The following is a 24,264-nucleotide window of genomic DNA, read 5'->3' on the forward strand; positions in this document are numbered from 1 at the left end:
GCCGGACATTGCTGTCCGGCGGGCTCAAAACATCGTCAAACCGGGATGCGATTATTCGCTGCGGTTCTTCAGAGCGGCACCGAGGATGTCGCCGAGCGAAGCGCCGCTATCGGACGAACCGAACTGAGCAACTGCTTCCTTCTCTTCTGCGATTTCCAGAGCCTTGATCGACAGCATAACCTTGCGATCCTTCTTGGAGAAGTTGGTGATGCGGGCATCAACAACCTGGCCAACAGCGAAACGCTCAGGACGCTGGTCATCACGGTCACGGGCGAGGTCAGCACGACGGATGAACGAGGTGATGTCTTCGTGGTTCACGAGCTTCACTTCGATGCCGCCTTCGTTGCTTGCGATGATTTCGCAAGAAACAACAGCGTTCTTGCGCAGATCGCCGGAAGCTGCTGCTTCACCAACCGAATCCTTGCCGAGCTGCTTGATGCCGAGCGAGATACGCTCCTTCTCAACGTCAACGTCGAGAACAACAGCGCGAACAACGTCGCCCTTGTTGTATTCTTCGATGACCTGTTCGCCTGGACGGTTCCAGTCGAGATCCGACAGGTGAACCATGCCGTCAACATCGCCTTCGAGGCCGATAAACAGACCGAATTCAGTCTTGTTCTTCACTTCGCCTTCAACTTCAGCACCGGCTGGGTGGCTGAATGCGAATGCCTGCCATGGGTTTTCGAGAGTCTGCTTCAGGCCGAGCGAAATACGACGCTTGGACGGATCAACTTCGAGAACAACCACGTCAACTTCCTGCGTTGTGGACAGGATCTTGCCGGGGTGTACGTTCTTCTTGGTCCACGACATTTCAGAGATGTGGATGAGGCCTTCGATGCCTGGCTCCAGCTCAACAAATGCACCGTAATCGGTGATGTTGGTGACGGTACCGGAGATCTTCTTACCAACTGGGTACTTGGCAGCAATGCCATCCCATGGATCCGACTCGAGCTGCTTCATGCCGAGCGAGATGCGGTGGGTTTCCTGGTTGATACGGATGATCTGAACCTTGACCGACTGGCCAATGGACAGGATTTCCGAAGGATGGTTCACACGGCGCCATGCCATGTCGGTCACGTGCAGCAAGCCGTCGATGCCGCCGAGGTCAACGAACGCACCGTAATCGGTGATGTTCTTGACAACGCCTTCAACAACCTGACCTTCTTCGAGGTTCTGAACGATTTCCGAACGCTGTTCAGCGCGGGATTCTTCCAGAACGGTACGACGCGATACAACGATGTTGCCGCGACGCTTGTCCATCTTGAGGATTTCGAAGGGCTGCGGGTTGTGCATCAAAGGCGATACGTCGCGGATTGGGCGAATATCAACCTGTGAACGTGGCAAGAAGGCAACGGCGCCGTCGAGATCAACGGTGAAGCCACCCTTAACCTGGTTGAAGATAACGCCTTCAACGCGCTCACCAGCTTCGAACTTGGCTTCGAGCTTGATCCAGCTTTCTTCGCGGCGAGCCTTTTCGCGCGACAGAACAGCTTCGCCCAGCGCGTTTTCAATGCGCTCAACGTAAACTTCAACTTCGTCGCCAACTTTAAGTGCGCCATCCTTGGCGCGTGCGCCAAATTCCTTCAGCGGAACGCGGCCTTCAACCTTGAGACCAACGTCAACGATAGCGACGTCCTTCTCAATGGCTGTGATGATGCCCTTGGCAACATAGCCTTCGGCCAGATCGGTCTTTGCAAAAGACTCTTCCAAAAGGGCCGCAAAATCGTCCCGTGTCGGGTTAGAAACAGACATGAAATCTCCTAGTCATATCTCGAAAGATATGTGTCGCGCCGGTGGGTTGGTGTTGATAAAGACCGATCCAACGTCCGCCCTTAAAAAGGACAATCCGGCGCAAGGACATGAGATTCGGCGATCTTAAACCGGCAAAACCGGCTTCAAAATTCAAGTCAATTGGCTTTCAAAGCCGCGTCCACCACAGTTTTCGCAGCTTGAAACGCCGCCTCTATACTCATTTCAGACGTATCTAGCAAGTGCGCGTCTGCAGCTGGTTTCAAAGGACTGTCGGCACGGCCCATATCGCGCGCGTCACGGCGCTTCACATCCTCAAAAACAGAGGCGTAATCGGCCGCATCACCCCGCGCGATCATCTCATCATAGCGGCGGCGGGCACGCACTTCGCTGGAGGCTGTCACATAGAGCTTCACGGGCGCTTGCGGGCACACCACAGTGCCGATGTCACGCCCGTCCAGCACCGTGCCCGGCGATTTCATCGCAAACCGCCGTTGCGCCTCGACAAGCGCACGGCGCACAGCCGGCATGACGGCAATTTTTGAAGCCGCCTCGCCAATCTCATGGCGGGACAGCACTTCGCGATCCAGCCCCGACAAATCGAGCGAGAGCGCCACCCGCTCGGCCACAGCTTCATCATCCAGCGGCAGTCCTGCATCCAGCAAGGCTTTGGCTGTGGCACGGTAGGTCAGGCCGGTATCGAGGTGGTGAAAACCATAATCTTCCGCAATGCGCCGCGACAGCGTGCCTTTTCCGGCCGCCGCCGGGCCATCAATGGCAATGGTAAAGCTTGGTTTCGACTCAATCACCACGGGATTGTCCTTCATGCTTGCCAACAGGCGTTTCATCCCGCCTTTAGCCCAAAATGCCCCGAGCAGGAACTGGTTTACGACAAAATTCATCCATCGCCCTTGTCAGGCAAGCGCCAGGCAAGCGTCTCTTGCTTGTGATAATGATGGTCTGCCGTCACCAATGGGTGCCAAATCACAGTTTGTCTTTGACAGAAGCATAAGCTTTGATTAAGGGGACCGACTACAGTTGGACCGGCCCCTCGGGGCTGAGCCCTTGGCGCATGCCCTTATTTTCCACGGACTTCATGAGGCTTTGACAGTGGCGAAGGCAGAACTTGGAACAAAACGCACTTGCCCCGACACCGGCAAGAAATTTTATGACCTGAACAAAGATCCGGTCGTATCCCCTTACACGCAGAAATCCTGGCCACTCTCTTACTTTGTAGAGTCCTCGGTTGCAGCCATCATGGAGAAGGCTGCTGAAGAGGAAGAAGTGGCAGAAGTCGATGCAGAGAACACCGACGTCGAACTGGTCTCATTGGAAGATGCAGACGAGGCAGCAGGCGGTGATGACATTCCTGATATCGGTGATGACGACGTTGAAATCGGCGACGATGACGACGACACCTTCCTTGAAGCCGACGAAGATGATGAAGACGACGACATGTCGGGCATTATCGGCGTTTCTGGCGACGACGACGAAGTTTAATTCACAGCTCAAGGCCCCGGATTTAAAAAAAATCCGAGGCCTTACTTTTTTCGCTTGCCATACGAAAATCAACGACGTATGAAGCGCCCACACCAAACGAAGCACTGCTTCACGAGGTTCCCGGAACCGGCAAATGCCGGACCCTTATGGGGCTATAGCTCAGCTGGGAGAGCGCTTGCATGGCATGCAAGAGGTCAGCGGTTCGATCCCGCTTAGCTCCACCAAATCTCCCCAAGTCTTTGATATATTTTGAGAATTGGTTTCGATAGAAATCCGTTTTAATCTGCCGTGATAATCGGAGATTAAAAAACCATGTTCATTCTGTCCAAGCTGTTCTGGCTCATTGCCCAGCCCTTGTCGCTGGCCTTTCTGCTCGGCGTAAGCGGCATTGTCGCAAGCCTCTCGCGCTGTCCGCGCCTGGGCGTTTTCAGCACAAGCCTTGGCCTTTTGATCCTGTTTGTCACGCTTTACACCTCCGCAGGCACAGTGGCCCTACAAGCGCTGGAGGCGCGGTTTCCCAAGGCGGCAAACGACCCGGCGCAGGTCTCCTGCATGATTGTGCTGGGCGGAGCCTTTTCCAACAATGTCAACACCCGGCGCGGCGGCTTTGAGATGGGCGAGGCTGCCGACCGATTCGTTGAAGCCCTCCGGCTGGCTCGCAATTATCCCGAGGCAAAAATTCTGGTCTCTGGCGGTGATGGCTCGCTCAGCGGAGCCTATGAGGGAGACGCTGTGACCGCAGAGCGCTTTTTTGCAGCCTTCGGCATCAATCCTGATCGGCTGATTCGCGAAACCACATCGCGCAACACCTCTGAAAACATCACCAACACAAAATCGCTTTTGGAAAAAGCAGGCTTGCAAAACTGCCTGCTGATCACCTCCGCCTTTCACATACCCCGCGCCATTGGCCTGATGCGCAAAGACGGGCTGGTGGCCACGCCATGGCCCACGGATTATCGCACGGACGGCGTCACCGCACTCGGGCTGGACTTTACCCAGCCAACGCTGAATGCCCAGCAAACGGCCACAGCCTTGCGCGAATGGATTGGTCTGGTTGCCTATTATCTGTCCGGCAAGACATCGGCGCTGTTTCCAGCGCCGTAAGCCCCTCTCTCGCGAGGAAACATCCTTTCGAGAGGGGTGCGTTATTTCTTGAAGATCGTCACAAACTGCACATCGCGCACGCGGACGGTCATTTCGCACTGCGGGCCGTCGGTGCGATCGCAATAGCGCGGCGGCATTTTCAGCACAAACACCATGTTGCCGTAGCGCTTGATGAAATCATAGCCAAAGATCCGGGCCGTGGCGATCAGCAGATAGCCGCCTTCCTTGACCTGAACATAGAAATTATAGGGGCAACCCTCTTCATTGCAATCCGGCGCGTGCTTGCCGTCGCAGGTCAGACCACCTTCGTTGACAACCGCATCGATGAGGCCGTCATTGTTGATGTCGAGGCGGGTAACGTAATCGGGGTCAAACTTGGCTTCCGCGCAAACCTTGCGAAAATGATCTTTCTCGTAAATTTCAGGGTCCGTCACCAATTGCTGCTGTGTCAGAGCGACAGAAGCGGGCAAGACAAACAGCAGGCAGACGAGCAAACGAATAAAAAATTTCACGACGCGACCCTTGAGTGATTATGGGCAATATGGCGCGAATACACCCGCCAGCTTGCGCCGCCCTTGTCCCCGTGGTTTATCGCAAAAGATTAGAACAACCTTTTTATCCACACATCCCGGAGCCGCCATGTCGCTTCTGCTTTACCTTGATTACGCAGGCGTTGCGCTTTTTGCGGCAACGGGCGCGCTGGCCGCATCCCGCAAACAGCTCGACATTATCGGCTTTCTGTTCTTCTCCATCGTCACCGGCACAGGCGGCGGCACAGTGCGCGATATCGTGCTTGGCCGATTGCCAGTGTTCTGGGTGATAAACCCAAGCTACATTCTGATCTGCTGCGCCATTGGCCTTGCGGTGTTCTTCACGGCTCACTTGCTGGAATCGCGCTACAAACTGCTGATCTGGCTGGATGCGATCGGCCTGTCCGCCTATTGCGTCATGGGTGCCGCCAAGGGCATGGCCGCTACCGGCTCGGCCACGATTGCCATTGTGACCGGCGTTTTAACGGCAACCTTTGGCGGGGTGCTGCGTGACCTTCTTGCCTCTGAACCCTCAGTGCTTTTGCGTCCCGAGATTTACATCACCGCCGCCGTGATCGGCTCATGCGTGTTTACAGGGGTGTATGCGCTCAGCGCGCCGCTCTATTTAGCATCGGCAGGCGGCGTGCTGGCCGCCTTTCTGGTGCGCGGTGGTGCGCTCTATTTTGGCTGGACATTGCCAACGCCCAACCATAAGGCCGGACGGCATCCTGATGATGTGCTGTAAGCATCAGATCAAAAGGGAAATTCTTTAGTCAGCCTTTGGACGAAGGCGAATCACCACATCCACGTGGGAGATTTCCATGCCCTCTGGCGGGGCTGGCAAATTGCCGATCTCGATATTGCTGACCGGAATATCCAAAACCTCGTTACGACCTTCCACAAAAAAGTGATGGTGGTCGGAGACATTGGTGTCGAAATAGGTTTTGTTGCTTTCCACAGCCAGAACGCGAATCATTCCGGCCTCGGTAAACTGATGAAGTGTATTGTAAACCGTAGCCAGCGACACCGGCACGTCCGCCGCCACAGCCTCTTCGTGCAATTCTTCCACGGTGAGGTGCCGATCGCCCTTGGCAAACAACAGTGCAGCCAAGGCAACGCGCTGCCGCGTGGGCCTTAACCCTGAGCGGCGCAGCTTTGCTTCAACTTCACCCGAGGCTTGCGCCATCATGCCAACGATCTCCATCCGGTCCCTTGCAATTCATCACTGTGTAACACGATATACCCTTTGCAGGGTGTGCTTTCAATAGTTCCGGCCTGGGTAAAATTCGATAAAAGCCCGAACAATGAGGCGATTGACCGATTTTACCTCTGGTGGAGCCTTGAGGCTTCCTGTATGCGAACGGCACAAAGCGACCGGACCAAGGCCATTTTACGCATTGCCATGCGGTGAATTAAGATGGCATTGGCTTCAATTCGTCGCCATCTTGCTCTAAGTCTCCTATATGGGAGAGACTGACGGGGGAAATGAAAGACCGATGAACGAAAAACAAAGCAGCTTTACGTACGAAGAAATCCTGGCATGTGGCCGTGGTGAATTGTTTGGCCCCGGCAATGCACAATTGCCTTTGCCTCCAATGCTGATGGTTCATCGCATTACGGATATTTCTGAAACCGGCGGCAACTTCGACAAGGGCTATATTCGTGCCGAATACGATGTGCGCCCGGACGATTGGTATTTTCCCTGCCATTTTCAGGGCAATCCCATTATGCCCGGCTGCCTGGGGCTGGACGGCATGTGGCAGCTGACCGGCTTCTTTCTGGGCTGGCTCGGCGAGCCGGGACGCGGCATGGCGCTGTCCACCGGCGAAGTGAAATTCAAGGGTATGATCCGGCCAGAAACAAAGCTTCTGGAATACGGAATCGATTTCAAACGCGTCATGCGTGGCCGCCTGGTTCTGGGCACCGCCGATGGCTGGTTGAAGGCAGATGGCGAAACCATCTATCAGGCAACCGATCTTCGTGTCGGCCTCCAAAAGGCCCCTTGAGCGCACCCTACCACCAAGAAAAGGTCGATTTACATGAGACGGGTTGTAGTTACGGGTTTAGGCATTGTGTCCTCCATCGGCAATAACGCTGCCGAGGTCACAGCCTCTCTGCGCGATGCCAAATCCGGCATTTCATTTTCTCCCGATTTTGCCGAGCATGGCTTCAAATGTCAGGTTTGGGGCAAGCCCACTTTGGACCCGTCCGAGCTTGTTGATCGGCGTGCCATGCGCTTCCTTTCGCAAGGCGGTGCGTGGAACCACGTGGCCATGAAACAGGCGCTTGCCGATTCGGGTCTGGAAGAAAAAGATTATTCCGAAAATGAGCGTGCCGGCATCATCATGGGTTCTGGCGGTTCATCGACGCGCCAGATCGTGGACGCTGCTGACCTCACCCGTCAGAACAAGAGCCCGAAGCGCATTGGCCCATTTGCCGTGCCAAAGGCCATGTCGTCGACGGCCTCGGCAACGCTTGCCACCTGGTTCAAGATCCACGGTGTCAACTATTCCATCTCGTCGGCCTGCTCCACCTCAGCCCATTGCATCGGCAATGCCGCAGAAATGATCCAGTGGGGCAAGCAGGACATCATGTTTGCCGGTGGCCATGAAGATCTTGACTGGTCCATGTCCAACCTGTTTGACGCCATGGGTGCCATGTCGTCGAAATATAACGACACGCCCGCATCGGCTTCACGCGCCTATGACGTGAGCCGTGACGGCTTTGTTATTGCAGGCGGTGCAGCGGTTCTGATTCTGGAAGAGCTGGAACATGCCAAGGCGCGCGGCGCAAAAATCTATGCCGAAATCACCGGCTATGGCGCAACATCCGACGGCTATGACATGGTTGCTCCGTCTGGCGAAGGTGCCATCCGCTGCATGCGCCAAGCGCTGGCTACCGTAAAGGGTGATGTGGATTACATCAACACCCATGGCACATCGACACCTGTGGGCGACAGCAAGGAAATTGGCGCAATCCGCACCGTGTTTGGCGACAAGATCCCGCATATCCAGTCCACCAAGTCGCTCACCGGCCACTCGCTGGGTGCGGCTGGCGCACAAGAGTCCATCTATGGCTTGCTGATGATGCAGGAAGGCTTCATTGGCGAAAGCGCCCATATTACGGAGCTTGATCCTGAATTTGCCGGCGTGCCGATTGTCAGAAAGCGCATTGATAACGCCAAGATTGACACCGTGCTCTCCAACTCCTTCGGGTTTGGCGGAACCAATGCAACGCTGGTCTTCCAGCGCTACAACGGATAATATCCATGATCGCTTCCATGCAAGGCAAACGCGGACTCATCATGGGTGTCGCGAACAATCATTCTATCGCCTGGGGCATTGCGAAAGCGCTGTCCGCTGCAGGCGCAGACCTTGCCTTCACCTATCAGGGCGACGCGCTGGCAAAGCGCGTCAAGCCGCTGGCAGCGGAGCTTGGTTCGGACTTTTTGCTGCCTTGCGACGTGGAAGATATTGCCTCGGTGGATGCCGTGATTGCAGCCATCAAGGAGCGTTGGGGTAAGCTGGATTTTGTTGTTCACGCCATTGGCTTTTCCGACAAGAACGAGCTGAAGGGTCTCTATGCTGACACAAGCCGTGAGAATTTTACCCGCACCATGGTGATCTCCTGCTTCTCGTTTACCGAGATTGCCCGTCGCGCCGCCGACCTGATGACGGATGGCGGCTCTATCCTGACATTGACCTATGGCGGCTCCATGCGCGTCATTCCCAACTACAATGTCATGGGCGTGGCCAAGGCCGCCCTCGAGTCCTCCATGCGCTATCTGGCATCGGATTTCGGCCCACGCGGCATTCGCGTCAACGCCATTTCGGCAGGCCCTGTGCGCACGCTGGCTGGTGCCGGCATTTCTGATGCCCGCGCCATGCTGAACTGGAATGTGAAAAACGCGCCCTTGCGCCGCACGGCCACCATTGACGACATCGGCGGCTCTGCGCTGTACCTTCTGTCCGATCTGTCCGCCAGCGTCACCGGCGAAGTGCATTACGTGGATGGTGGCTACAACATCATCGCGCTACCCGCGCTGGACGAATTGCGCAAGGCGGATATGGACTAAACTGTCTTTGAGAACGCATTAAAAAAGGCGCTGAGATTGCTCTCGGCGCCTTTTTTGTTTTACTTCTTGGCCCACAGCACCTTGTAACGAGCATTGCGGCAGGTCTCGCCGGTTTGGCGGAAATTGGCCGCCAAGAGCGGCTCATAGGCCAGACCACGGTTGGCCACCATCAACAACTCGCCACCACTGCGCACAGCGTCAGCCGCCGTTTTGATCATTGCTTCACCGATGGCAGGCTCTGTGGCGTGACCTTCATGGAAGGGTGGGTTCATGATCACCAGATCGTATTTTTCTTTGGTCGGCTCTGCGCCGAGATCCTGCCAGAAGAAGCGCGTGGTGAGGGCTGGGCAATTGCTGGCCAGATTCTTCTTGGCCTGCTCCAGCGCATCATAATTGGCTTCAAACAGATCGATGCGATTGGTGCGCGGCGATTTATGCGCCAGCATCACCGAGAGATAGCCCCAGCCCGCGCCAAAATCGGCCGCATTGCCATCGAAATTCTCAGGGAAACGGCTGGCCAACAGCTCGGAGCCGGGATCGGCGTGCATGTGGGAGAACAGACCTGGATAGGTCTCGAACTTGCCTTCCACCATCACCGGCTTGGAGGCCAGCGCGGCAACAGCAGCAGTTACATCAGAAGGCACATAGAACCACACGGCAATGCCGTGATATTTCGGCATGGATTGTGGCTCCAGGCCCAGGCGCTCCACCTGCTTGCGCAGCGGCTGGATGCCATCTTCCTTGGAGCCTGCCAGAATGACCACACCACCGGCGCACACACGCGACAGCGCCTCCGCCACGCGGTTTTCATTCAGGCCCTTGTGCTTGCCAGCCAGCACCAGTGCGCCATCAAATTCATCGCCCTCAATCACCGGAACGGGGTTTTGGCGCGATGCCTCAAGACGGCGGAATTCCGGGCGGAAGCCCTGAACAACAGTCAGATCGGCGGCAAAGCCATCCGGCTTCACAAAGCCAGCTTCTGCGCCGAGAAACAGGTAACGTTCGCCCTCGCCCGGCAGGGCAACGGCTTCGGTGACAAACGGATGGAACAGGGTTTTCAGGGTTTCGCGGCTCATGGTGGCTCTCTAAAGCAATGCGCGGACTGCGCAGGGCTTTCCTTGGCGCAATTGCGTGAAACAAACAGGGTAACAAAAAAGGCGCGGAAAGTCTCCCGCGCCTTCAGAGATGGAGAAGCTGCGCTTATTCAGCGGCAGCGTCGCCTTCAGCTTTCTTCTCAACGATTTCCTTGCCGGATGCCTGATCGACAACCTTCATGGACAGGCGAACCTTGCCGCGCTCATCAAAGCCCATCAGCTTGACCCAGACCTTGTCGCCTTCCTTGACCACGTCAGAGGTCTTGGCAACGCGCTCGGACGCCAGCTGCGAGATATGCACGAGGCCATCACGCGAACCGAAGAAGTTGACGAATGCGCCGAAGTCAGCGGTCTTCACAACCGTGCCTTCGTAAACAACGCCAATTTCAGGCTCTGCCACGATGGAGTGAATCCACTTGCGGGCAGCTTCGATTTCCTTGCCCGAAGAAGACGCGATCTTGATCGTGCCATCGTCTTCGATGTTGATCTTTGCGCCGGTCTTTTCAACGATTTCGCGAATAACCTTGCCGCCGGAGCCGATAACTTCACGGATCTTGTCGACCGGAATGTTCATCACTTCGATGCGTGGCGCGAATTCGCCGAGCTGCGAGCGACCCTCGGTGATGGCATTGGCCATTTCGCCGAGGATGTGCTTGCGACCGCCCTGTGCCTGCGCCAGAGCAACCTTCATGATCTCTTCGGTGATACCGGCGATCTTGATGTCCATCTGCAGCGAGGTGATGCCGTCAGCCGTACCTGCAACCTTGAAGTCCATGTCGCCGAGGTGATCTTCGTCGCCGAGAATGTCGGACAGAACGGCAAAGCGCTCACCTTCGAGGATCAGACCCATGGCGATACCAGCAACTGGCTTGGCCAAAGGCACACCCGCATCCATCAGCGCCAGCGACGTGCCGCAAACGGTGGCCATCGAGGACGAACCGTTGGATTCGGTGATCTCGGAGACAACGCGCAGCGTGTAAGGGAACTGCTCAGGAGCAGGCAGCATGGGGCGAATAGCGCGCCATGCCAGCTTGCCGTGACCGATTTCGCGGCGGCCCGGAGAGCCCATGCGGCCTGTTTCACCAACCGAATAGGGAGGGAAGTTGTAATGCAGAAGGAAGCGTTCCTTGTACATGCCGGTCAGGCTGTCCACATACTGCTCGTCTTCGCCGGTGCCCAGCGTGGCAACAACGATGGCCTGGGTTTCGCCGCGGGTAAACAGGGCAGAACCGTGGGTGCGTGGCAGAAGGCCAACTTCCGATACGATCGGGCGAACGGTTTCCAGATCGCGGCCGTCGATACGGCTCTTGGTGTCAAGAATGTTCCAACGAACAATCTTGGCCTGCAGGTGCTTGAACACAGCGCCAACAACTTCAGCCGTGTACTTTGGCTCAACACCTTCAGGGAAGAAATGCGCCTTGACCTTGGCCTTCACGGCGTCAACGGCTGTGTAACGATCAGCCTTCTGGGTGATCTTGTAGGCAGCGCGCAGTTCTGTTTCAGCCAGCTTCAGCATTTCTGCTTCCAGCTCGGAATGATCTTCCGGTTCAAACTCGCGTGGTTCCTTGGCAGCCACTTCGGCCAGCTTGATGATCGCATCGATCACCGGCTGGAAACCGCGATGACCAAACATCACTGCACCGAGCATGATCTCTTCGTTCAGTTCCTTGGCTTCCGATTCTACCATCAAAACAGCGTCGGTGGTACCAGCAACAACCAGATCCAGAACCGATTCATCCATCTCGTCCAGATGCGGGTTCAGAACATATTCGCCGTTGATGTAGCCAACGCGCGCGCCGCCAACCGGGCCCATGAAAGGCACGCCAGACAGGGTCAGCGCAGCAGAAGCAGCCACCATCGACAAAACGTCAGGATTGTTTTCCAGATCATGCTGGATAACCGTCACAACAACCTGCGTATCGTTCTTGTAGCCTTCTGGGAACAGCGGACGGATTGGACGGTCGATCAGACGCGACACAAGCGTTTCGTTTTCGCTTGGACGGCCTTCGCGCTTGAAATAGCCGCCAGGAATTTTGCCGGCAGCGTAGGTCTTTTCCTGATAGTTCACGGTCAGGGGGAAGAAATCCTGACCTGGCTTTGGCGACTTGGCGGACACAACGGTCGCCAAAACAACGGTTTCGCCATAGGTGGCCAGAACCGCACCATCAGCCTGACGGGCGATCTTGCCAGTTTCCAGCTTCAGCGGGCGGCCTGCCCACTCAATCTCAACGCTATGCGTATCAAACATATCTTGTCCTTCGTATGCGGCAAGCGCACCCAGATCAGCGTGAAGCTTCATAGGTCAAGCGCATTGCCACATTGTGCTGACACATCACGGGCAAGACAGCGGGAGGCTTCAAAAGCGCATAGCGCGACTGCGAAGCATCCAACAATCCTGCCCCATGACAGGTCATCGGTTACAATCAGCAACACCGGCCCATCCGGGTTGCTTTTTCGCTTTTCGGCATTTTTGCCAAAAAAGCTGATCAGATGGAGCCATATTGATAAGCTCCAGAAATACAAACGGCGGGCCTTCCTTTTCAGGTAAGCCCGCCGAAGAACACTTAGCGGCGAATGCCCAGGCTAGCAATCAGCTTGCTGTAGCGGCCTTCGTCCTTCTTCTTGAGATAATCAAGAAGCGAACGGCGGGTCGAAACCAGTGTCAAAAGACCACGACGGGAATGGTTATCCTTCTTGTGGCCCTTGAAGTGTTCGGTCAGATTGGTGATCCGCTCGGTCAGGATAGCAACCTGTACTTCTGGCGAACCAGTGTCGCCTTCAACGGTTGCATATTCCTTGATAAGGGCGGCTTTACGCTCTGCAGTAATCGACATCGTATATTCCTTTCGGAGAATGAGAAATAAGACGCCTTTAGCCAAGATGTCGTCCAGCTAAGGCCATGAATGCACGCAAACACGTTTGGATGCTGGCGTGCCTATACAATATCCGCACCCGCAAGGGAAGAGCAGATATTGCTAAGGTTCCTGCAACGCGCGCACCCATGGAATCATCTGCATTTATCGCAACACTTTGAGAGAATGTGATCAACAACCTGCCCGACAGGGGCATTTGCATCAATTTTCACCCCCGTGGGTGTGTCTTCTCTGGTTGCATGCAAGCGCAAAACCAACGCCCGCTCCTCTGGCTTTGCACCAAATTCGTCGCTGGGCCGAGCCGATAATCGCGTCTTCAAAGCATCAAGATCAACATCCAGAACGAAGACACCATCGAACAGATCGATAAAATGGTAAAAATTCCGGGAGCCGCCGCAAAAGAAAGACATTGCCACGCTTTGATCGCCAATCAATGCTTTGACTTTGCTGACATCCCAGATGTGATGTTCGTGGCAGGCCCCTTCCAGCGGTTCTCCCGTCTGCGGATCACCTTGATAGGCCAAAGCGCGATCACCATGGATGGCATGATATCCACGCCGCAGCAGTTCATCGCACACCGTGGTCTTGCCACTGCACGACACACCTTCGATCAAATAATTTCTGACACCCATGTCTTGGCTCCGCTGTCGCAATGCCCGCTTATCTATGCGCCCATTGCGACAGCGATTTGAAAATTATTGTCGTCTCTCGCTCAGTTGAAAACCCGCTTCGGGCGGAACTCGCCTTCACCGATTTCCCCAATGGCCACCAGCTTGCCCGCCGCAAACGCCACAGCTTCCGGCTCGGCCACTGGCGCATCGCGGCCACGCAGCAAAATCGGATTGCCCATACGCAGACGGTGCGCCTGATCATCACTGATGCGGATCTGCGGCAAAGCCATCAGCGCTTCGCCCGTATCAAACAGGAAGGCATCGAGGGCGGCAAGCCGCTCATCGCGATCTTCGATTGCTTCGAGCGCCACCAGATCTTCCAAAGGCACCATCATGTCTTCGGCAAAGGGTGCGACAAACGAGCGGCGCAGCTCGGAAATATGGCCATAGCAGCCCAGATCGCGGCCAAAATCGCGGGCCAGCGAGCGCACATAGGTGCCCTTGCCGCATTCCACTTCAAACCATGCCCGATCTTCCTCAGCTTTCAAAAGTGTCAGGCGATGCACTTCCACCTCACGCGATGGAATTTCGACAACCTCACCCTCGCGGGCCAGATCATAGGCGCGTTCGCCAGCAATCTTGATGGCCGAAAACTGCGGCGGGATCTGGTTGATCACGCCGGTATAATGCGGCAGCAACGCCTGAATCTCTTCCGCAGTGGGGCGCAGATCCGAGGTCTGGGTGGCCTCGCCTTCCAAATCGTCGGTGGAGCGCTCTTCACCCCAGCTGACGGTGAATTCATAGATCTTGCGACCATCCATCACATACGGCACGGTCTTGGTGGCATCACCCAGCGCAATCGGCAACATGCCAGACGCCAAGGGGTCCAATGTGCCAGCGTGGCCAGCTTTTTGGGCGTTGAACAGCCATTTGATTTTGCCGACCGCTTCGGTCGAGCCAAAATCCACCGGCTTATCAAGAATCAACCAGCCGGAAACCGGACGGCCTTTGGGTTTTCTGGGTTTGGACATTGGATGCTATTCGTCTTCTTGCTTGTCGTCATCGGGGCCAAGGTCGCGCGCCACTTCGGGCGAGCGCAAAAGCTCATCGATCTTGCGGTAATTGTCGAAGCTGGTGTCATCGCGAAACCGCACTTCCGGCATATATTTCATCTGCCGAAGCTGACCACCCAGACGTCCGCGAATGTATTTCGCATGGCGGTTCAGGGCGGCAATCACGCCGTCATGATCGGCCACACCAATCGGTGATACATAGGCGGTGGCGATTTTCAAATCCGGCGACATGCGCACTTCCGAAATGGAAATCACCGTCTTTTCAATAATATCGTCGCGTACCTCACCCCGTTGCAAAACCTGGGTAATGGCGGCGCGGACCTGTTCGCCAACGCGCAGCATTCGCTGCGATGGCGAGGAACTTGTTGCTTTGCTCATATTAGTTTCTCATTTGCCCGCATCGGGCGTGGGGGATCGAACCCTGTACGGATGCTCCACGCTTTCCTCTGGAAAAGCAAGGATCACCAGTTTGACTGTCTTTGAAAAGGGAGGCCGCCGATTAAGCGGCCTCCGCATAGATAACGCCGATTAGAGCGTACGTGTGATGTGTTCCACGCGGAAGCACTCGATGGTGTCGCCTGCGCGGATATCTTCGTAGTTTTCGAACGCCATACCGCATTCCTGACCCATCGGCACGTCGGACACTTCGTCCTTGAAGCGCTTGAGTGTCTTGAGCTTGCCTTCGTGGATAACCACGTTATCGCGCACCAGACGCACGCCAGCACCACGCTCGACCTTGCCCTCGATAACACGGCAACCAGCGACCTTGCCGGTCTTGGTGATGTTGAACACTTCGAGGATCTCGGCATTGCCGAGGAAGGTTTCGCGACGCTCTGGCGACAGAAGGCCGGACATGGCCGCTTTTACGTCATCCACCAGATCGTAGATGATGTTGTAATAGCGGATTTCGGTGCCAGCACGCTCGGCGGCCAACTTGGCCTGGGCATTGGCACGAACGTTGAAGCCGATGATGGCGGCGTTCGATGCTTCTGCCAGTGCCAGATCCGACTCGGTGATACCACCTGCACCGGAGTGAACGATGCGAGCGCGCACTTCGTCAGTGCCCAGCTTGTCGAGAGCACCAATGATGGCTTCGACAGAACCCTGCACGTCGGCCTTGATGACCAGCGGGAATTCCTTGAAGCCAGTGTTCTGGAGCTGGCTCATCATCTGTTCCAGCGAACCGCGCTGACCAGATTGACGGGCTGCGGCCTTATCACGGGCCAGACGCTGACGATATTCGGAAATTTCGCGGGCGCGGGCTTCATTTTCAACAACCGCGAACCGATCACCAGCCGCTGGCGTGCCGGACAGGCCGAGGATCTCGACCGGCATGGCAGGACCCGCTTCCTTGACGTGATTGCCCTTGTCGTTGACCAGAGCGCGCACACGGCCCCACTGATCGCCAGCAACGATAATCTGGCCCGGACGCAACGTACCCTTCTGAACGAGCACGGTAGCAACTGCACCACGACCGCGATCGAGCTGGGCTTCCACAACCGTACCTTCAGCCGTGCGGGTCGGATCGGCCTTGAGGTCGAGAATTTCGGCCTGCAACAGCACGGCTTCCAGAAGCTTGTCGAGATTCAGTCTGGCCTTGGCCGACACTTCCACGTCGAGCACTTCACCGCCCATGGATTCAACGAAGACTTCGTACTGGAGAAGCTGCTGACGCACCTTTTCCGGATTGGCTTCGTGCTTGTCGATCTTGTTGATCGCAACAATGATCGGCACATTGGCAGCCTTGGCGTGGCTGATCGATTCAATCGTCTGCGGCATCACGGCATCGTCAGCCGCAACCACCAGAATGGCGATATCGGTGACCTGTGCACCACGGGCACGCATGGCCGTAAAGGCGGCGTGGCCGGGGGTGTCGATGAAGGTGATCTTCTGGCCGTTATGCTCAACCTGATAGGCACCGATGTGCTGGGTAATGCCACCGGCTTCACCTGTCACAACGCTGGTCTGGCGGATAGCGTCGAGCAGCGAGGTCTTACCGTGGTCAACGTGACCCATAATGGTGACAACCGGCGGACGCGATACCATTTCACCGGCATCATCAGCCACGTTGAAGATACCTTCTTCAACGTCGGATTCCGACACGCGCTTGACGGTATGGCCAAATTCGGTGGCGATCAATTCAGCCAGATCGGCGTCAATGACGTCGCCAGCCTTCATCATCTGGCCTTCCTTCATCAGGTACTTGATCACGTCAACGGCGCGTTCAGACATACGCTGCGACAGTTCCTGAATGGTGATGGTTTCCGGCAGGATGACTTCGCGCATAACCTTTTCGCGGGTTTCCTGCATCTGGCTGCGGCGGAATTTTTCCTGACGGCGACGCATGGCCGACAAGGAGCGACCACGGCTTGCGCCATCATCATCCACAGCTGCCGTAGTCACGGTCAACTTGCCACGGCGGCGTTCATCCTCGGTCTTTGGACGGGCAGGAACCTTGGCAGGTTCAGGACGCACAACCTTGCCACGGGCAGGCGCGCCACCACGAGGAGCCGGACGGCCTTCTTCTTCATCTGCACCAGCCTTGCGACCGCGCACAAAACCAGGCGCTGGCGTTGGCGGCGCTGTTCTGGTCACGGATGGCGTGGTGCGGGTCGATGGTTCCGCGTTGCGCGGGGCTGGAGCCACAGGCTCGGCAACAGGGGCAGGTGCCGGAGGCGCTTTGGCCGCCTCAATTGCACGGGCCTTTTCTTCCTCAGCCTTGCGCAGGGCTTCAGCTTCCATCTCAATCTTGCGGGCCGCAGCTTCGGCTTCACGGCGCACTTCTTCTTCAGCGCGGCGCTTGGCGTCTTCCACTTCACGGGCCTGCGCCTCGATCAGAGCGCGGCGACGCGCATCCATTTCGCTGGCGGAAAGGTCATGCAATACGGCACCACGTGGACGATCAGGACCGCGCGAGGATCGATCTGGCTGACGGTTCTGCTGGTTTGCGCCATTGCCTTGTGGGCGGCCTTGCTGACCCTGCGGACGACCTTGACCCTGTCCTTGCGGACGGCCCTGGTTCTGACCATGATTCTGGCCTTGCGGACGGTTCTGCTGACCGGCATTGCGGTTTTGCGAATAAGGAGCGCTCGGCTGAGCGCGCGGAGCCGCAGGTGCAGGTGCCGCAGCACGTGGAGCCACAGGTGCGGCTGGCGCAGGTGCAACCGGTGCTGAAACAGCCTCTGGTACAGGCGTCGCCGCCACGGGAGCCGGAGCTTGAACCTGCACGGGTGCAGGTGTTGGCGCTGCTGGTGCAGGTGCCACAGGTGCCGCGGCTTGTGCAGGAGCAGGTGTTGGGGCTGGAGTCTGTGGCGCACGCTCGTCTTCAGGACGGGTTGGGCGGCGCTTGCGCGTCTCGACCACAACGGCCTTGGTGCGACCGCGACCCATATCCTGGCGCACGGTACCTTGGTTCACTCCCGTCGGCTTGAGCGTGAGTGTCTTCTTGCCCGCTACGCTGAGTGTCTTGTCGTCTTTGTTGTCGGTCATTCCGTTCCCGTTCCTTCGAGCGAGGCCGGATGACAAACATCAGACCACGCCGTTCACATACTGTCCTAAACCACGGAGGCCGGCTTTCGCCGGTGACCGGGTCATTGTGGCTTCCGGCCAGTGTCGCTGGACACACGCGGCCAATTGCCACGATACGTCTCCAGCAAAGTTGCGCGTTTCACTACACCCTCACCGGCCTGCCCTGCAAGCGCGCAAGCATGGATAAACGCATTCTGGCCTATCAGTTCTTGCATTTCCGCCTCGGAAAAGAGCTTCAGCGAGGGAATCTCCTCGTCCGTCTCCATTCCAAGGTGCCAGGCCTTGCGGGCCTGGTCCAATTTCCGAACACCATCAGCGGCAGCATCGGTGGCATGAAACACACACAAAGCCGAACCACTGCGAATGGCGAGATCAACTTTCGCCGATCCTGTTACAAACTGGCCCGCCTTACGCGCCAGATTCATCATTCCCGCCACCTGTTGCACAAGCAGCCTGTCAACCTGCGCGCCCAGATCGGGAGCAACGGTGACATCCGCCTTCAAAGCCCGGGCGAATTGTTTTTTCGCCACCGCCTTGTCAACGGCCTCGCGGGAAACAGACACCCAGCATCCACGGCCGGGCAGTTCCCGTTTCAGATCCGGCACAACAACCCCGTCTGGGGTTGCAACGAACCGGATCAAAGTGTCTGGCGTCCCGGCCTTGCGGGTGACAATGCAAGTGCGGTCATTTTGACCATCCTTGCCCGACACACCCTTTTGCGGCTTAGGGGGACGCTCCTTCTCCAATGGTTGATCGGAGGCCATCACGCGCTCCGCTCAGCCTCGTCTGCTACGCCGTCTTCAGCGTCAACGTCCGCTTCAACAGCTTCCGCCTGAGCTTGCGCTTCATCTTCGGTGATCCAGCCAGCCGTTAGGCGTGCATGAATAACCATGCGCTCAGCCTCTTGACGCGACACATCCAGCTTGGAGAACAGGCCTTCAAACTTCTTGGTCTCGCCGTCCTTACGCTCGGTCCAGCCCACCAGATCATCCGAGGCACAGCCAGCGAAATCTTCAATGGTCTTGATGCCGTCTTCGCCCAGAGCCACCATCATCTGGGTGGTCATGCCGGGAATCTGACGCAGCTCGTCGGCAACGCCCAGTTCCTTGCGCTTGGCATCGAACTCGGCTTCGATCTTTTCGAGATATTCGCGGGCGCGGGTCTGAATTTCTTCAGCGGTGTCGCCGTCAAATCCGTCAATCGAGGAAATTTCATCGATGTTGGCGTAGGCAAGTTCTTCCACTTGCGCAAAGCCTTCCGATGCCAGAACCTGACCAACCATTTCGTCAACGTCGAGTGCGTCCATGAACAGATTGGTGCGCTCGTTGAATTCCTTCTGGCGGCGTTCCGATTCCTCGGCTTCCGTCATGATGTCGATGTCCCAGCCGGTCAGCTGCGAGGCCAGACGCACGTTCTGACCGCGACGACCGATGGCCAGCGACAGCTGCTCATCCGGCACAACCACTTCGATGCGCTCGGCATCTTCGTCCAGAACAACCTTGGAGACTTCCGCAGGCTGCAAGGCATTGACGATGAAGGATGCAGGATCAGCCGACCATGGAATGATGTCGATCTTTTCGCCCTGCAATTCGCCAACCACGGCCTGAACGCGCGAACCGCGCATACCGACGCAAGCGCCGACCGGATCGATCGAGCTGTCGTTGGAAATCACCGCGATCTTGGCGCGCGAACCCGGATCACGGGCCACCGACTTGATCTGGATGATGCCATCATAGATTTCCGGCACTTCCATGGTGAAGAGCTTCACCATGAACTGCGGATGGGTACGGGAGAGGAAAATCTGCGGACCACGCTGTTCGCGGCGCACGTCGTAGACAAAAGCGCGAACCCGATCACCATAGCGCATGGCTTCACGTGGAATCATCTCGTCACGACGGATAATGCCTTCGCCACGGCCGAGATCGACAATCACATTGCCATATTCAACGCGCTTGACTGTACCGTTGATGATTTCGCCAACGCGATCCTTGAATTCATCATACTGACGGTCACGCTCGGCTTCGCGCACTTTCTGCACGATAACTTGCTTGGCGGACTGAGCCGCGATACGGCCGAAATCCATTGGCGGCAGCGGATCGGCAATAAAATCGCCGAGCTTGGCATCAACATTGCGATCGCGCGCCAGAGGCAGGGCAATCTGTGTGCCGTAATCTTCTACCGTTTCAACCACTTCCAGAAGACGCTGAAGACGAATCTCACCGGTCTTGGAGTTGATGTCGGCACGGATGTTGGTCTCGGAGCCGTAACGTGAACGTGCTGCCTTCTGGATGGCGTCAGCCATCGCAGCAAGCACGATTTCACGATCGATGACCTTCTCGCGCGCAACCGCATCTGCGATCTGCAACAGCTCAAGCCGATTAGCACTGACTGCCATTGTCTAAAGTCTCCGTCTTCCTGCCCCAGGCAATTGGCCTGTGCGGCGTGTTATCGGTTATTCCGCTTCGTCAGCTTCTTCATTCTGGTTTGCGGCTTGCGCCTTTGCCAGTTTATCAGCACGAAGAGCGTCACGGATGAGGTCATCCGTCAGAATCAATTTCGCTTCAGCCAGCGCCGTGAATGGAATGGTCACCCGTGGCTCTTCGCCATAGGCTGCCTGATCACGTTCAAGAACGAAGCCATCCGAGGTTACATCGGTAATTTTGCCCCGGAAACGCTTGCGATTATCAACCAGAATCGATGTTTCGCATTTCAGCAGGTTGCCCTGCCAGCGTGTGAAATCGGAAATACGCACCATGGGGCGATCAATGCCCGGCGACGACACTTCCAGATGATACTCTTTATCGACCGGATCTTCTACATCTAAAACCGGAGAAATCGCCTGCGACAGCGCTTCACAATCAGTCACGGTCATGGTGCCATCGGCACGCTCTGCCATGATCTGCAAGGTCAAGCCGTTCTGATTCATCATCCGCACGCGCACAAGCTTGAAGCCCAGATCAAGCGCAACAGGCTCGATAATTTCGGCAATGCGCCGATCAAGACCCGTTTCGGTGATCAGGCGAGGTTCAAGCAAATCGGTTGCGGGCACATGTTCGGACAAGCCTGTCCTCCTCGAAAATTGGCACCTGAGAAATGGGCGCTTGGAGTGTCACCGCCAACAAAAAAGAGCGGGTCCTTGCGGGCCCACCCTTCATCTGACGATCAAGAATTTAGAGGCTCTATACGCTTCAAATCACACGAATGCAAGTCATTCCGTCGGACCATCCGGACAGCTGCCTTGTTGCAGGCGCGATCGTCAGTGTTAAGCGTCATTGCTGCGCGGGAAGTTCAATTCTCGGCTGCTGGCCCGACATAAATGGCCCTTGGGCGAATAAGCTGGCCGTGAGCGCGCTGCTCCAGCGCGTGCGCAATCCAGCCCACGGAACGACCAATGGCAAACAGCAAAAAAGCGGCACCGGGCGGCAGATTGAGAAACCGCCGCAGCGCCACCAGCGCAAAATCAACGGAGGGATGCTGACCCGTGAGTGCCTCGACAGCCTGCATAATTTCTCGTGTCTGAGGGCTTTGCGCAAGGATGGGTACTAAGAGCGTGCGTGCCCGCACATCGCCTTGCGGATACAGCGGATGACCAAAGCCCGGAAGAGGATCGCCCGTTTCCAACCGCTCCTGCAAATCCGCGCGCAAGGCATCAAAACGCAGACCGCCCCACAGGCGCTCGACCTGAAACGTGGCCGCCCCATGACGCGGACCGCTCAGCGCGGCCAGCCCGCCAATGACGGCGGCGCGAAGCGATGCATCGGTGGAGGCAACACACCGGGCGGTAAAGCCGGAGGCATTCAACTCATGATCTGCGCAAAGCACCAAGGCTCGCCGCAGCAGATCGCAGCCAAAAGCATCCAGCCCCCAGGCGCGCCCCAGCCGCAAATGAATGGCCTCCTCCGTCACCTCGGCTTGCAGGGCTGCCGCCGTGAGCAGCCGGATCAAGGCACCGCAGGCGGGCCATAGGCGCGCCCTGTCCTGTTGCCATATCGCCGTTGGCTCATTGAGACTGCCAGCCGCAAACAGCGCCATCAATGTGTCATGGGCGGGCGCACCCCCAACCGCTTGCAGCAAGGCGGCATAGCCCGCTGTGCTGAATGGTCGCTCCTGCGGGAACGCTTGCGAAACATCCGCATTCCACAGCAAGGCGGCAATATCTTCCAGTGTTGCCTGATCGGCAAGGCGCACCACATCCCGGCCTCGATAAAACAGCCGTCCGCCTTCGATCAGCGTCAATTGCGATTCCAGCACCGGGGTGCCCCAATCGATTGTTGAGCGGGCAACCTCCTTTGGCCTGCGCCCACGCCTGCGCTCTTTGGCCAGCACCTCGACCGCATCCTTCACATAGCAACTGCTGCGCCCATCGCCCGCCGGATGCGCCGTCAACAAACCACGGCTGACATAGGCATAAAGCGTTGCCTTGGAAACGCCGAGGCGCTGGGCCGCCTCATCCGCCGACAGATAGTGGGGCATCGAAACCTCATGTTGATTTATTCTATCAATATTGACGATAATTGAGATTGGGCGTGAAGTGAAGGCCAACCGAGCCTCAGGGAGACCTTCGATGACCGCGCCCGCAACCCAGACCATGCTTACAACACTTTGGGCGGCTCTGAAGGGTGCCGACACTGCGCTTGATCATTTTCGAGAGACGGGTGCAGGATCCTTGCCATCCTGTTTTGCCGTGAGCGATCTGGCCTCGGCATCAATCGGCGTGGCCGGACTGGCTCTTCGGGAGTGGTTGTCGCTCCATGCTGCGAAAGCGCCCCCCATTGAGGTTGATAGGCGACTGGCCAGCCTTTGGTTTGCGGGCAGCGTCACCCCCATCGGCTGGCAATTGCCGCCTGCGTGGGATGCCATTGCCGGAGATTATCAAACCACCGATGGCTGGATCAGGCTTCATACCAATGCCCGCCATCACCGCGATGCGGCCCTTGCTGTGCTGGGTGTTGCTGCTGAACGGGCATTGGTGGAGGATGCCATAAAACGCTGGAGCGCTGATGCGCTGGAGGCTGCGGTGGTCAACGCCGGAGGCTGTGCCGCCCGCATGCGATCGCAGGCAGACTGGCTTTTGCATCCGCAAGGACAAGCTGTGATGGGTGAACCATTGATCTGGCATGAGCAGACAGAACAGGCAGAAGCGCACGCCTTGCCAATCACCCCTGCCCGCCCGCTTCAGGGCATTCGGGTGCTTGATCTGACCCGCGTTTTGGCAGGCCCGACGGCCACGCGCTTTCTGGCTGGCTTTGGTGCCGATGTGCTTCGGCTTGATCCTGTTTTTTGGGAGGAGCCAAGCCTGGAAGCCGAAATGACACTTGGCAAGCATTGCGCCCGCATCGACCTCTCCACAGCGCGCGGGCGCGACCAATTTAAAACCCTGCTGGCAGAGGCCGATATATGCGTATCCGGCTACCGATCTGATGCGCTTGAACGCTTGGGGCTTGGGGCCAGCCAGCGCCAGATCATTCGCCCCGGCCTGATCGATGTCAGCCTCAACGCCTATGGCTGGAGCGGCCCATGGGCGGCAAGGCGCGGCTTTGACAGTCTTGTGCAAATGAGCACTGGCATTGCAGCGGAAGGCATGGCGGCATTTGGCACGCAACAGCCAAAGCCTTTGCCGGTACAGGCGCTTGATTATGCGGTTGGCTATCTGCTGGCCGCCGCCGCACTCCGCGGACTATCCGAGCGGCAAAAAACCGGACGCGGCTCACGCTGGCGCACATCACTGGCGCGCATGGCATGTCTGTTGATGGCGCATCCGCAAACAATGGATGGACAAACGCCTTTCGCCCCCAAAACCGAGGATGACGACAGAGCAGCGCCGGAACACACCGCTTGGGGTGAGGCCAAAAGGCTGCGCTCAGCCCTGACGATAGAGGGCGCACCCATGGCTTGGGATGTCACGGCAGGCCCTATCGGCCGCCACCAAGCCCAATGGCGCGAACACAACATCGTGAATTGAGATGGCATTCAACGCTGAAAATTATCCAATCTGCCGCAATATCGGCCAGTTTGGCTGGCTTTTGAAGGGTTGCAACAACCAGAATCGGTTGAACAAAACAGCAATCTAGCCAATATACGTGCGCAAGCGCGACACGCGACTCACATCATCCTCCGAGAGTATCGT

22 protein-coding genes and 1 tRNA gene are annotated in these 24,264 nt (G+C 57.1%); 8 read left to right on the top strand and 15 right to left on the bottom strand.

The genetic code is table 11. The annotated features are described in order from the left end of the window. Positions 1-51 precede the first annotated feature (51 nt). Both rpsA and cmk read right to left on the bottom strand, forming a co-directional pair. Positions 52-1,752, bottom strand: coding sequence for a 30S ribosomal protein S1 (gene rpsA, locus BJF95_RS09765; RefSeq protein WP_075639245.1), 1,701 nt, complete (start codon positions 1,750-1,752; stop codon positions 52-54). 155 nt (positions 1,753-1,907) lie between these two features. Beyond that, on the bottom strand, positions 1,908-2,576 hold the full coding sequence (cmk, locus tag BJF95_RS09770; RefSeq protein WP_075639377.1) for a (d)CMP kinase: 669 nt from the start codon (positions 2,574-2,576) through the stop codon (positions 1,908-1,910). Positions 2,577-2,859: 283 nt separating this feature from the next. Between cmk and BJF95_RS09775 the strand changes: the two genes are divergently transcribed. The 3 genes from BJF95_RS09775 to BJF95_RS09785 all read left to right on the top strand — a co-directional run bounded on the left by BJF95_RS09775 (position 2,860) and on the right by BJF95_RS09785 (position 4,353). Beyond that, positions 2,860-3,249 (top strand): TIGR02300 family protein, encoded by a 390-nt coding sequence (locus BJF95_RS09775; protein ID WP_075639246.1) that lies wholly within the window; start codon positions 2,860-2,862, stop codon positions 3,247-3,249. Between the two features lie 148 nt (positions 3,250-3,397). Next, a tRNA-Ala gene (locus tag BJF95_RS09780) sits at positions 3,398-3,473 on the top strand. 88 nt (positions 3,474-3,561) lie between these two features. Further along, on the top strand, positions 3,562-4,353 hold the full coding sequence (locus tag BJF95_RS09785) for a YdcF family protein (protein WP_075639247.1): 792 nt from the start codon (positions 3,562-3,564) through the stop codon (positions 4,351-4,353). 41 nt (positions 4,354-4,394) lie between these two features. Here BJF95_RS09785 and BJF95_RS09790 read toward each other — a convergent pair whose 3' ends face one another. Beyond that, positions 4,395-4,865 carry a hypothetical protein gene (locus BJF95_RS09790; RefSeq protein ID WP_075639248.1) on the bottom strand — a complete coding sequence of 157 codons (471 nt, stop codon included), beginning with the start codon at positions 4,863-4,865 and terminating at the stop codon, positions 4,395-4,397. 127 nt (positions 4,866-4,992) lie between these two features. Between BJF95_RS09790 and BJF95_RS09795 the strand changes: the two genes are divergently transcribed. Beyond that, on the top strand, positions 4,993-5,628 hold the full coding sequence (locus BJF95_RS09795; protein WP_075639249.1) for a trimeric intracellular cation channel family protein: 636 nt from the start codon (positions 4,993-4,995) through the stop codon (positions 5,626-5,628). A 24-nt stretch (positions 5,629-5,652) separates the two neighbouring features. Here BJF95_RS09795 and irrA read toward each other — a convergent pair whose 3' ends face one another. Next, positions 5,653-6,072 carry an iron response transcriptional regulator IrrA gene (gene irrA, locus BJF95_RS09800; RefSeq protein WP_075639378.1) on the bottom strand — a complete coding sequence of 140 codons (420 nt, stop codon included), beginning with the start codon at positions 6,070-6,072 and terminating at the stop codon, positions 5,653-5,655. 307 nt (positions 6,073-6,379) lie between these two features. Between irrA and fabA the strand changes: the two genes are divergently transcribed. Genes fabA through fabI form a run of 3 tightly spaced genes read left to right on the top strand, consistent with a single transcriptional unit; the run spans position 6,380 to position 8,958 of the window. Then, positions 6,380-6,889 carry a 3-hydroxyacyl-[acyl-carrier-protein] dehydratase FabA gene (fabA, locus tag BJF95_RS09805; protein ID WP_075639250.1) on the top strand — a complete coding sequence of 170 codons (510 nt, stop codon included), beginning with the start codon at positions 6,380-6,382 and terminating at the stop codon, positions 6,887-6,889. A gap of 33 nt (positions 6,890-6,922) precedes the next feature. Next, the gene (gene fabB / locus BJF95_RS09810; RefSeq protein ID WP_075639251.1) at positions 6,923-8,146 is read left to right on the top strand and encodes a beta-ketoacyl-ACP synthase I; all 1,224 of its coding nucleotides are present in this window, start codon (positions 6,923-6,925) and stop codon (positions 8,144-8,146) included. Between the two features lie 5 nt (positions 8,147-8,151). Next, on the top strand, positions 8,152-8,958 hold the full coding sequence (gene fabI, locus BJF95_RS09815; protein ID WP_075639252.1) for an enoyl-ACP reductase FabI: 807 nt from the start codon (positions 8,152-8,154) through the stop codon (positions 8,956-8,958). Between the two features lie 59 nt (positions 8,959-9,017). On the opposite strand, the gene BJF95_RS09820 is transcribed toward fabI, so the two are convergent. From BJF95_RS09820 to BJF95_RS09875, 11 genes are all read right to left on the bottom strand, one after another. Continuing rightward, on the bottom strand, positions 9,018-10,034 hold the full coding sequence (locus BJF95_RS09820) for a class I SAM-dependent methyltransferase (protein WP_075639253.1): 1,017 nt from the start codon (positions 10,032-10,034) through the stop codon (positions 9,018-9,020). 124 nt (positions 10,035-10,158) lie between these two features. After that, on the bottom strand, positions 10,159-12,300 hold the full coding sequence (gene pnp / locus BJF95_RS09825) for a polyribonucleotide nucleotidyltransferase (protein ID WP_075639379.1): 2,142 nt from the start codon (positions 12,298-12,300) through the stop codon (positions 10,159-10,161). A 316-nt stretch (positions 12,301-12,616) separates the two neighbouring features. After that, a complete protein-coding gene (rpsO, locus tag BJF95_RS09835; protein ID WP_075639255.1) occupies positions 12,617-12,886 on the bottom strand; it encodes a 30S ribosomal protein S15 in 270 nt (89 codons plus the stop codon). Between the two features lie 173 nt (positions 12,887-13,059). Continuing rightward, complete coding sequence (locus BJF95_RS09840) at positions 13,060-13,557, bottom strand: AAA family ATPase (protein WP_075639256.1); 498 nt, start codon at positions 13,555-13,557, stop codon at positions 13,060-13,062. Between the two features lie 80 nt (positions 13,558-13,637). Then, positions 13,638-14,567 carry a tRNA pseudouridine(55) synthase TruB gene (gene truB / locus BJF95_RS09845; RefSeq protein ID WP_075639257.1) on the bottom strand — a complete coding sequence of 310 codons (930 nt, stop codon included), beginning with the start codon at positions 14,565-14,567 and terminating at the stop codon, positions 13,638-13,640. A gap of 6 nt (positions 14,568-14,573) precedes the next feature. After that, positions 14,574-14,987: a 30S ribosome-binding factor RbfA gene (rbfA, locus tag BJF95_RS09850; protein ID WP_075639258.1), complete on the bottom strand. Its 414-nt coding sequence runs from the start codon at positions 14,985-14,987 to the stop codon at positions 14,574-14,576. Positions 14,988-15,137: 150 nt separating this feature from the next. Then, complete coding sequence (infB, locus tag BJF95_RS09855) at positions 15,138-18,098, bottom strand: translation initiation factor IF-2 (protein ID WP_075639259.1); 2,961 nt, start codon at positions 18,096-18,098, stop codon at positions 15,138-15,140. A gap of 101 nt (positions 18,099-18,199) precedes the next feature. Next, complete coding sequence (locus BJF95_RS09860) at positions 18,200-18,901, bottom strand: RNA-binding protein (RefSeq protein WP_075639260.1); 702 nt, start codon at positions 18,899-18,901, stop codon at positions 18,200-18,202. Beyond that, positions 18,901-20,532, bottom strand: coding sequence for a transcription termination factor NusA (nusA, locus tag BJF95_RS09865; protein ID WP_075639261.1), 1,632 nt, complete (start codon positions 20,530-20,532; stop codon positions 18,901-18,903). The genes BJF95_RS09860 and nusA overlap by 1 nt, the downstream gene beginning before the upstream one ends. 57 nt (positions 20,533-20,589) lie before the next feature. Beyond that, on the bottom strand, positions 20,590-21,198 hold the full coding sequence (gene rimP, locus BJF95_RS09870) for a ribosome maturation factor RimP (RefSeq protein WP_075639262.1): 609 nt from the start codon (positions 21,196-21,198) through the stop codon (positions 20,590-20,592). Between the two features lie 227 nt (positions 21,199-21,425). Then, positions 21,426-22,610 carry a citrate synthase family protein gene (locus BJF95_RS09875; protein WP_075639263.1) on the bottom strand — a complete coding sequence of 395 codons (1,185 nt, stop codon included), beginning with the start codon at positions 22,608-22,610 and terminating at the stop codon, positions 21,426-21,428. Between the two features lie 91 nt (positions 22,611-22,701). Here BJF95_RS09875 and BJF95_RS09880 point away from each other — a divergent pair, with 91 nt between their 5' ends. Beyond that, on the top strand, positions 22,702-24,099 hold the full coding sequence (locus tag BJF95_RS09880) for a CoA transferase (RefSeq protein ID WP_075639264.1): 1,398 nt from the start codon (positions 22,702-22,704) through the stop codon (positions 24,097-24,099). Positions 24,100-24,264: the final 165 nt, after the last annotated feature.

The sequence above is a fragment of the Rhizobium oryziradicis genome, from assembly GCF_001939045.1.
GTDB lineage: Bacteria > Pseudomonadota > Alphaproteobacteria > Rhizobiales > Rhizobiaceae > Allorhizobium > Allorhizobium oryziradicis.